This window comes from Chloroflexus islandicus, from assembly GCF_001650695.1.
Taxonomy (GTDB): Bacteria; Chloroflexota; Chloroflexia; order Chloroflexales; family Chloroflexaceae; genus Chloroflexus; species Chloroflexus islandicus.
In genome coordinates this window covers 109,967-119,746 of record NZ_LWQS01000030.1, presented here as the reverse complement: position 1 = coordinate 119,746, position 9,780 = coordinate 109,967, and the positions used below count along the sequence as shown (strand labels likewise).

The following is a 9,780-nucleotide window of genomic DNA, read 5'->3' as shown; positions in this document are numbered from 1 at the left end:
GCGGCCCCAGCGCAGCGCGGGGCCGCCCGACCGCAGCAATCTCCCGCGAGCACGGGAGGCACCCGCCTAGGTAGGCACTCCGCTGAAGCGGGAGATTGCTTCGCCACTTCCGGCGGCGCGCAATGACAAACGGAGAGCAGGGGCGCTGTCCCCTCCCCCAGCGGGTTCAGGGGCGGACAGAGCGCATGAGCCTAGATATGGTTGACGGCGTTGCAATGCGCTGGTTTTCCCTCACCCCCGGCCCCCGCTCCCACCTAACGGCGGGAGCGGGGGAGCCGCCGATTGGGAGCGACAGGCACTGCTCGCGCGGAAGGCAGCAGCGCCCCTCTCCCGCGTTGCGGGAGAGGGGACGGGGGTGAGGGTCTCCACTCCCCTAGGGGGCAAGGGGTGAGGGCAACACGGCCCAGTGCCGCCTTGGATCCCCCGACCCGCACGGGCCGGGCGCCGGATCCGCGGTGCTGTCCGCCCATAAACCCGCCCCAGTGGGAGAGGGGCTGGGGGTGCGGATCGCCCCTCCCCCAGCGGGGGGGGGGTACGGGGGGGGGGCAACACGGCCCCCACCAGTGGGCGCGGGGCCAAGGGTGCGGGTCGCCCCTCCCCCAGCGGGGGAGGGGTACGGGGTGGGGGCTGCACGGCCCACCCCAGTGGGCGCGGGGCCACGGGTGCCGGTCGCCCCTCCCCCAGCGGGGGAGGGGTACGGGGTGGGGGCTACAAAAACCCGCTGCACGGGCTGATGGCCCTCACCCCCCCGCCCCCTCTCCCGCCTGACGGCAGGCGAGGGGGAGCCGCATGAGCTGCGCCGCCCGACGGCGGCTCGCCATGACAACCGATCCCGCGTTGTGAGCAGGGAAAAGGTTAAAGAATTAGGAGATTTATGCTATCAAACCCACTTGTTAGCACAATCCCTATTCGTTAATCTTGCCTCAAAGTAATCATTTCTTCTCTTGTTATCGCGCTCATTTCGCTTTACACTACAACAGAAGTTTACTGCTACAGGTTTTGCCGCTCTTATGATACAGAGGACAACTGCAATGACGCCTCCGATTCCCTCTGATTTGCAGCGTCGCTACCTCGAAGCAATGCTGCAAGGTAGCGGACGAGCGGCTGACCGCGTCGTTGAACAGGCGCTGGCGCAAGGTATTCATGCACCGCGCATCTACCTCGACATCTTCCAACCGACGGCCTACGAAATCGGGCGCCTGTGGCAAGCGAACCGGATTGGAGTTGCCCAAGAGCATCTAGCCACCGCCATTATCGAGCGCCAGATGGGCGAGCTACACCCCTACTTTCGGCCCAAAACGCGCCGCAACCGGCGAGTAGTACTCGGCTGCGCGCCGGAAGAGTGGCATCGGATTGGCGTGCGGATGGTCGCCGACTTTTTTGAAGCCGAAGGGTGGGAGGTGATCTACCTTGGCGCGGCAGTGCCTATTCCGGCTTTGATTGATGCTATTAAAACCGCCCAACCTGATCTAGTTGGCATCTCTACCTCCATGGTCTTCAATGTGCCCCATCTCACCAATTTGGTGCGTTCACTGGCCGCCGCTGATCTCGATAGCATTCCCTTAATGGTAGGAGGGTTGCCGTTTACCCGCCAACCCGGCTTGCACCAAGCCTTGAACATTCAACTCAGTGCACCGAATGCCGCCGCTGCCGTCGTCGCCGCCAATAACGCCTTCCCACCGCCGGCTCGCTTACCGAACCCAAGCTACAGCGCCGAAGCGTTACCTGCCCTTCGGGCACGCCGCCGCCAGATCATCGACCGCGCAACTGAATTGGCGCTCCAACACCCCACCGACACCCGCACCTTGGGCGAACGCGCGCCAGAGGTGATTCGCGCTGGGTATGAGTTTGTCACCCGCATGCTAGAGGCAGCCCTCGCCGCCGGACGGCCTGAGTTGCTCGATGAGCAGATTCTGTGGGGCAACGAACGGCAACCACACGACGGCGTGTTGCCTGAACACATGCTGCACCGGTTTGAGATCTATGACGCCGTGCTCCAGCAGCTTTTGCCGGCAGAGATTGCCGCGATTACCCGCGCATACACCGATAGAATGATCGCACTACAACGATCGTTGGTCGGGCATGAATAATCACGCTCTGAAGCAGTACTAAACGACAGAGGTATCAATTGCCTATTGCTGGACTAATCTGAAAAAGTTATGATATTGTTGTTGCATTGTGTGTCGTAAACCTATCGCACTAGTTCTACTAAGAGAGCATCGTATGGCTCACTACGTTTCTGAAGCACAGCGGATCTGGCGCAGTAGAAAACACGTCTTTACCCTCATTCTGATCGCTCTCCTCATTTTCACCGCCCTCTTTGGCGCCGCATTGACAGTCTTTGCCGCCGGCACGTTGACTGTGCGCGTCTATATTGACACCAACCGCGACGGTCTCGATAACGACGGGCCGGGCAATGGCGTCGCTGGCGTGTTGGTCTCGGTCTATACCGCCGACAGCGTGATCGTTGGTCTCAATACAACCAACAGCGACGGCGAGGTGGTGTTTCCCGCCCTGCCTGACGGCAATTACCGGATCGAGGTCAGCAATCTCGGTGCGCGAGTAGTATCGGTACCGGGAGCCGGCAATGCCGGGTTGCTCTCGTTTGTGACGATCTCTGGCAGTGCAGTGACACAGCGGGTTGGCCTGCGTAATCTCGATGGCTTGATTGATACCGGCGCGCCCGCCGGCACCCGCAGCATTGCAGCGCGGGTGTGGAATGACCTTGACGCTGACGGGATTCAAGATGCCGGTGAACCGGCGCTGAGCGGTCTGCCCGCGTATCTGATCGACAGTCTTGGCAACGTTGTGACCGGGCCGGTCACTACCGATAGCCAAGGTCGCGCGATCTTTAACACGGCCCCAACCGGCGCCGGCTACCGGGTGCGGATTCTGGCCACCGATTTCCCAAGCGGCTACATCCTGACCCAAGCCTTCGTTAACGATGGCGCACCTAACCCCGGCATTCGCGATTCTGATGCTGTGCTGGTGAGCGGTAATGCCGAGGCGACGTTGCCCAACACCGGCAGAGGCGTGAATATCGACAACATCGACATCGGCTTCGCTCGCGGCGCAGTGAGTGGCTTTGTCTGGCGGGATAATAACCGCAACGGCGTGTGGGATGCCGGCGAGCCGCGGCTGAACGGCGTGACGGTACAGTTGGTCAATACCGATACTAGCACCACCGTTGCAACTACCACCACCCGCCAGCGCATCGGTTCGAGCGAGCCGGCTGATGGCGGTTTCTTCGTCTTTACCGGTGTACCGCTCGGCGCGAACTACCAAGTGGTGATTCCGGCCAGCCAATTTGCCAGCGGAGCTGTTCTCTTCGGCGCTGCCAATTCGCCTAATGCTATTGGCGGCGATGTTGGTACACCCGATGGCGTCCCCCCGGGTAATGTGACGGGCCCCGGCTTCTTGCTCAATACCAGCAGCAACACCCGCACTAATCAATTCTTCGGCTTTTACAAAGGTGTTGTCGGTGATTACGTCTGGCTGGACGATAATGGCGATACGGTGCAAGATCCCGGCGAAGCCGGCGTCAATGGCGTGATCGTCTTTGTTGACGACGGGCGCGGCGGCGGCACGGCCAATAACGGTATCCGCGACGGCGGCGAAATCTTCACCGTCACGACCAACAATCCCAACAACGGCCAACCCGGCTACTATTTGTTCGACGATTTGCCCCTCAGCGCAACGCCTACGGCATACCGGATCGTGCTCGATGAAGCCAACTTCCTGCCCGGCGGCGCGCTGGTTGGGTTGGGAACGTCAACCGGCACAGAAGCCACCAATGGCAATGGCAATCGCTACGTCTACCGCGACGCGAATATCAATGACAGCAGTCCAGAAGATGTAACGGTTGACTTCGGCATGACCCGCGCCCGCATCGGCAATCGGGTATTTGAGGATAACAACGGCAACGGTATTTTTGACAGCGGTGAACCGGCAATCCCCGGCGTAACCGTGCGCGCCTATCGTGCTAGCGATAACGTACTACTAGGCACCGCAGTCAGCAATGGAAGTGGTATCTATGCCATTACCGGCCTGCCTGCCGAACCGATCTACGTCACCTTCGACATCTCCACCGCCGGCGCGGGGTATATTGGCTTTGTCGGCAGCCTGCGCCCAACTGGCACGCCAGTTGATCCTACCGAGGCGACCTACACCGATTACAGCGATCTTGATTCGCGCATCGGCACCAGTGATGTTTGGCGCACCGAGACGTTTACGCCGGTGCAAGGCGTCAATAATGATGGCGTCGACGCTGGGTTCTACCGGCCGGTGCAGATTGTAGCAACCGTCTTTGGGGAAACGGTCACGATCAATAATTCGTTAGACAGCGGCGAATTGGGCATTAGCGGTGTCACGGTCAACGTTACCGGAACGGAGAGCGCCACTCGTACTACCAACATCGGCGGCACTGCGATCTTCAACTTGCGCCCCGGTTCGTATACCGTGACGGTGACAACGCCTTCCGGCTACGTTGCTTCCCCCGGCAATAGCGGCAGCCTGATCTTTACCGATCTCGTTAGCCGCGATATCCGTGATGCGAGTTTCGGCTACTATCGGCCGGGCCGGATCAGCGGCGTTGCCTTCTTCGACGCGAACGACGATGGGCTGGCCAACAGTGGCGAGCCGCGTATGCGCAATGTGACAGTGGAGCTGCTTGATTCATCGAGTGCCGTTGTCGCGACCACCACAACGTCAACCAGTGGTTCGTACAGCTTCACCAACATCTTCCCCGGTGATTATACGGTGCGCTTCACGAACCCAAGTACCGCCAACTATGTGTTCATCACCGGCGGCGATAGTGATGTCACCACTGCCGGGAACGTGGCAACCAGCAGCACCGGTACGCTTACGGTGCCGTATGACGGTTCGCTGACCAACATTGACGCCGGCTTCCGTGGCCAAACCACGGTCAGCGGGCGGATTTTTGAGGATAACAATGCTGATAACCTGCAAGACGCCGGCGATGTTGATCTACCCGGCGCAACGGTGACGTTGACGGTCACGGCTAACCTGCCGAACCTTGTGGCGACCTATCAGGCAACCCTCGCGGCAACACCGCCGAACTACCAATTTACCGGTTTGCCGGGCGGCAGCACTGGGTCGATCACCTACACCATCGCCTTTGCTCCGCCAGCCGGCGGCTACGTTGCCAGCGACGCGAATGTGGGCAGCGATGATACCATCGATAGCGATGGCCCCACTGTCACCGTGGCAGGGCCGGCTCCCGGCGGCACGCTCGACTTCGATCAAGGCTATTTCCGCAATGTCACCATTCGCGCCCGTGTCTTCCGCGAACCGTCGGCTGGGCGGAACAATGTGTGGGACGATGGCGAAAACGGTATCACCGGCGTGCGCGTCTGGCTCGAACGGCCCGATAGCACCCGTGTGCTGACCGGCACCACCACCACTGGCGGCCTCGTGACCTTTACCGTCCGCCCCGGCGATTACCGGTTGAATGTGGATGAAAGCTCGACGGCGCTCAGCGGCTTGTTGCCGTCATCCGGCTCAACCGCGGCCGTGGCGGTCGCCGGCTCGCCATTGAGCAGCGGTGGCAGCTCGCTGACCGAAACGAGCCCTCCCGGCTCAACCAATGTCTTCGGCTTCTACACCTTTGGCAGGGTTAGCGGGCGCGTCTTCTTTGATGGCGTGAATGGGCCGGCTGATAATCTCGCCACCGGTGAACCGGGGATGAACGGGGTGACGGTGCGGCTGCTCAACGCATCGGATGCAGTCGTTGCGACGACGACCACTGATAGCAGCGGTAATTTCACGATCACCAACGTTGAGGGCGGCAGCTACCGGCTGGAGTTTGTCAACCCGGCGCCAGCCAACTTCAGCTTTGTGGCTGCCAATACTGGCGATAACAATGTGGCCGCGATTGTAAGTGACAATGGCCGCACTGATCTCTTTACTGTGACCGATGGCTCGACCACAACGCGCCGGGCGGCGATGGTTGGCCGTAGCACGGTGAATGGCATTGCCTTCGTTGATCGGGCGTATGACGGCCAAAGCACCGGCGATCCGGGCTTGGCTGGGGTGACGGTCAACCTGAGCGCGACTATTAATCTCACCAATCTGAATACAACCATCACCCGCACGGCAACCACCGATAGCGCCGGCGCGTACAGCTTTGCCGGCCTCCCCGGCGGCGCGGCAAGTGAAGTGAGCTTCTCGCTCACCTTTACCCCACCCGCTGCAACGCCGCCGTATCAAGTGACGCTGGCCGATGTGGGAGCTAATGCGACCGACAGCGATGGCCTAACCGAACTGACCAACCAACCCCTTGCACCCGGCGCCACCGCCAGCCGCGACCAAGGCTACTATCAGAACGTCACTGTGCGCGCCCGCGTCTTCAATGAGACGGTGACGGTCAATAACAGCTTTGAGAGTGGCGAGCCGGGCCTGCGCTTAGTGACAGTGAATGTGAGCGGGCCCATTACTGATACCCAGATCACCAACCTGAGCGGTATCGTCGAATTCAGCGGGCCTCCCGGCACCTACACCTTCACCATTCCCACCGATCCGAGCGGTTTCAGCCGCTCGCCGGGCAATACCGGCACTGCTAGCACTGGCTTAGTTTTGAGCGGTGAAACGCCCGATCCGGTTCCCTTCGGCTATTACCGTCCGGCTCAAATCACCGGTACGGTCTGGTTTGACACGAATAGCAACGGCTTGCTCGATAGCGGCGAGCCGGGGATGGAAAACGTCAGCGTGCGATTGGTCGGCAGCAGCAGCGGGCCGAGCGCGCCGGTCACCACCGATGCCAACGGCGCGTTCTCGATCACCAATATCGAACCGACTGGACTGACCAACGCGAGCTATCAGCTCTGCGTCACGGCGCCAACCGGCTTTGTCTTCACCACCCGCGGCACAACCTTGATCGACGACAATAACAGCGATGTCGATCCAACCACAAGCTGTACAGCCGGTTTCACCGTCGCATCGAATGCAACGATGACCTATATCGATGCTGGCCTGCGCGGCGCGTTGTCAATTGGCGATTTGGTGTGGGAAGATACAAACGCCAACGGTATCCAAGAGAGCGGTGAGCAAGCGCTCGATGGGGTGACGGTGACGGTGCAGGTGGCAACAAGTGGCGGCGTGATCAACTCGACGAATCCGTCATTTACCTTCAGCGCCGTTTCAACCGCTGCTAGCGGCTTGAGCCCCAACTACACCATCGGCAACATCCCGCCGGGCAGCACGGTCACGATCCAGTCGGTGAGCCGGTTTGGCTATCTGCTCTCACCTGCCAATCAGGGTAGCAACCCGGCAACCGATAGCAATGCCGCCGGCGAGAGCTTCACCCTCAGCGCAAGCACAACCGCAGTTGACTTCGGTCTCTACCGCACCACTGCGATCGGCGATACGGTCTGGTTCGATGCCAACGGCAATGGCCTGCGCGATGCAGAAGAACCGGGTATTCCGGGATTGACGATTGCGCTGCGCGACAGCGGCGGCAACACGATCACGACCACCCAAACGCTGGCCAATGGCAGCTATGCCTTCAATGCCGTAACACCGGGAACCTACTCGCTGCTACTCACGTTGCCGGCTGGCTATACAACGACCAATAACGGTAGCGGATCACTGACGACCGATAATGACAACGATTTCCGCAGCGACGGCACAACTGCAACCTTCACTATCCTCAGCGGACAGGCGCTTGGCAGCGTTGATGCCGGTCTGCGCGGCACCGGCGGGGTCAGCGGGATTGCGTGGTTCGACACCAACGAGAATAACCAGCGCGATCCAAGCGAAACCGGACGGCTCGCCGGCGTGCAAGTGACGGTCACGTATACACCTACGTTGCTGCCCGGCAATCCGCAAACGGTGCAAACCACGACTGATGTCAACGGCGCATATAGCGTAACCGGATTGCCGCCGGGTGAGGTAACTGTCACCTTCACCGACCGGCGCGGTTACTTACCGGCCCAACCCAACATCGGCGACGATGCCACTGATAGCGATGGCCCAGTTGCGACCTTGACCCTTGCTGCCGGACAACAGGCAGTCGTTGATATGGGCTACTATCAGCGGGTGCTGGTCTTCTTGCCTATGACCGTTGCCCAAATTCCACCGGATCTGATCGTCAGCATTCAAGCCATCCCGGCTAGAACAAACGCCGACACACCGGTGCGCTTCCAAGTGACGGTCACGAACATTGGGCGCGAACCGGCTAGCAAGTTCTGGGTTGATCTCTATGTCAATCCGTCGCGCCCGCCAGAAGTCAACGAACCGTGGAATGAGCTATCACGGCAAGGGGTGGCATGGTACATTGAAGGCACGCTCCAACCCGGTGAGAGTGTGACGCTAAACAGCTTCCCCCGTAGCCCAACGAATCCCTTTGGCTACGATCCGGCGGCCAGCTCACCAACGTGGAGTGGACGGCTACCACGTGGCGTCAACACCATCTATGTCTATGCCGATAGCTGGAACCGGAGCCCTGATGGTGGTGAACGCAGTCCATTCGGTGCCGTGGAAGAGGCGAATGAAACCAACAACCGGGCTCAAGTAACGGTCTTGATCGGTGATTGATCGGCGATCGGTAGCGTGATGCCAGCAGTGAACAATGACTAGACCATCGCGCTGGTTTCACTCTCACCATCATTATCTCGGATGGAGTGCGGTAGGCTCCTGCCGCACTCCAAGAAAGGGCAGCAAGTTTTACGCCTTAGCATACTTGCAGCATGGTTTTATCGCGCTCAGGTGCGCGTTGCGCTTGATGATAGCGATAAAACTATGATGCCACTCGCACGATAGATGATTTGGCAACATCATTATGATCGTGTGAAGCGAAGATATTCTTTGCTATAATGGTGATCGTGGTAATGGTTGGGTGCGTTCGCTGAAGTAGAAATTGCGCAAAACACGCAAGGAGTTGCGTATGCAACGTCGAATGATGAGCTATAGCATGATGATCTGCGGTGTGATTGCGATGGTCATTGGGTTTACCCTCTTGCCGCTGCCGACGCCATCAACCGCCGCGCCAGCGCTGCAACCGTCGCCGCGCCCGACCATTGCACCGGTGACGATTGTACCGGCCAGTTCACCCCCCCCCGTCCCGATGGGTCGTGTCACCGGCACGATTATCGATCTGCGTACAAACGCGCCAGCGGCCCAGATTGCGGTCAAGATCAGTGATGCGGTTGTGTATAGCGATCAAAATGGCAATTACGATCGTTGGGTCGAGTCCGGTTTCTACACCCTCGCATTGCAACTCACCGACGAGCAAGGATCACCAGCGCAGGCGCCGTTGACGATTGCGGTTGGCCCCGGCGATACGGTGGTTGCCCACCTGTTCTTTACGAGTCCGGGTCAAGCCGAACCAGCAGCGCCGGCCTTCACTATCGAAGCGCCGACCGCAGTGCCAACCGCCGTGCCGACCATTGCGCCAGTAGCGGTGGCGCCTGAACTGCCGGCGGTGATTCCGCCCAAGCTACCATATACTGGTGTTGTCGATGACCCCGCTGCCGCCACGAGCCAGCAACCCGCCCACTTGCCGCGCACAGCGACCACGATCCCGTTTAACGCCCAGTTCTGGTTTGTGGTTGGGTTCCTCTTGCTCGCGGGCGGGCTTGGGCTGCAGTTCTGGCCTAGCCGGCGGCAAGCAACCCCGGCGCCGGCAGATGAGCAATTCCTTGCCAAGCTGCTCAGTACCCCGCCGCCAGCGACCGATGAGGAGTTGCTGCACGCGTTGTTGACAGGGAAAGGTTCGTCTGACAAGTAAAAGAGGATGGGCAGCGTGGACGGGCAGGTTGTACA

General features: G+C 60.1%; 3 protein-coding genes. All 3 read left to right on the top strand.

What is annotated here, in order from left to right; all coding sequences use genetic code 11:
• Positions 1-1,031: 1,031 nt before the first annotated feature.
• The 3 genes from A6A03_RS01405 to A6A03_RS01395 all read left to right on the top strand — a co-directional run bounded on the left by A6A03_RS01405 (position 1,032) and on the right by A6A03_RS01395 (position 9,745).
• A complete protein-coding gene (locus tag A6A03_RS01405) occupies positions 1,032-2,090 on the top strand; it encodes a cobalamin B12-binding domain-containing protein (protein WP_066782858.1) in 1,059 nt (352 codons plus the stop codon).
• Between the two features lie 133 nt (positions 2,091-2,223).
• Positions 2,224-8,553, top strand: a complete 6,330-nt coding sequence (locus tag A6A03_RS01400) for an SdrD B-like domain-containing protein (RefSeq protein WP_066782856.1) — start codon at positions 2,224-2,226, stop codon at positions 8,551-8,553.
• A 349-nt stretch (positions 8,554-8,902) separates the two neighbouring features.
• Positions 8,903-9,745, top strand: coding sequence for a peptidase associated/transthyretin-like domain-containing protein (locus A6A03_RS01395; protein ID WP_066782854.1), 843 nt, complete (start codon positions 8,903-8,905; stop codon positions 9,743-9,745).
• The last annotated feature ends 35 nt before the right edge of the window (positions 9,746-9,780 follow it).

What these genes read in the sequence shown, in the direction of transcription:
- A6A03_RS01405 (WP_066782858.1), top strand. Translation starts at nt 1,032, where the DNA reads ATGACGCCTCCGATTCCCTCTGATTTGCAGCGTCGCTACCTCGAAGCA.
- A6A03_RS01400 (WP_066782856.1), top strand. Translation starts at nt 2,224, where the DNA reads ATGGCTCACTACGTTTCTGAAGCACAGCGGATCTGGCGCAGTAGAAAA.
- A6A03_RS01395 (WP_066782854.1), top strand. Translation starts at nt 8,903, where the DNA reads ATGCAACGTCGAATGATGAGCTATAGCATGATGATCTGCGGTGTGATT.